Consider the following 646-nt stretch of genomic DNA (forward strand, 5'->3'; position numbering starts at 1 on the left):
CCTCAAGGGTTTCTTGGCGTCCAACGCGCGCGAGCCGTGGACGCCAGGGTGCAAGGTCGATTGCTGCCTTGCTCTTGCCGAGTGGGCGATCTGGCTCGGTTATCCTGATCCCGCCGCGCATCTGCGCGGCGAATACCAGCCGGGGCAAGGGCAGATCGATATCCTTGCCGAGCGCGGCGGCGCAATCGCACTCGTGAAGGGATGTGCCGATGCGCTGGGACTTTCAGGCACGGATGCACCGCAGGTTGGCGATATCGGCGTTGTCGGTAGCGCTCACAACATCACAAGACAATTTGGCGTCATCCATGATGGTGCGGGCTGGCTGACCAGAACGCCCCGCGGATTTTCGCGTGTTGCCGCAAAGACCTTGGCGGCCTGGAGACTGTAGTGGGCATTATCGAATCCCTGGCGCTGATGATTGTTGCAGCTATCGGTCCGACAACCGTGCTTGCCTCAAACCTGCTCTATCTCGGCACCATGGCCGCGATATATGGCGGCATTGCTTACGCCGCGTCTGCGTTCACGCAAAAGCCATCCGTACCGAAGCCGGAGGATGGCTCCTACAATCTCAAGCAGAACGTGCCCCCACTGGCGATCGTGCTAGGGCGCGTGAAAAAAGGCGGCGATTACCTTTTTCTCGAAGAGG

2 protein-coding genes are annotated in these 646 nt (G+C 60.2%); both read left to right on the forward strand.

Translation table 11 applies throughout. From position 1 onward, the window contains the following. Nucleotides 1-388: DUF6950 family protein (locus ACQV2Q_RS08895; RefSeq protein WP_428882519.1), on the forward strand; the 388-nt coding region annotated here is incomplete at its 5' end. Next, the coding region (locus ACQV2Q_RS08900) for a hypothetical protein (RefSeq protein WP_428882520.1) at nt 388-646 on the forward strand (259 nt) is incomplete at its 3' end. The genes ACQV2Q_RS08895 and ACQV2Q_RS08900, both read left to right, overlap by 1 nt.

It is taken from the genome of Facklamia sp. P12950 (genome assembly GCF_050409465.1).
GTDB lineage: Bacteria > Bacillota > Bacilli > Lactobacillales > Aerococcaceae > Facklamia.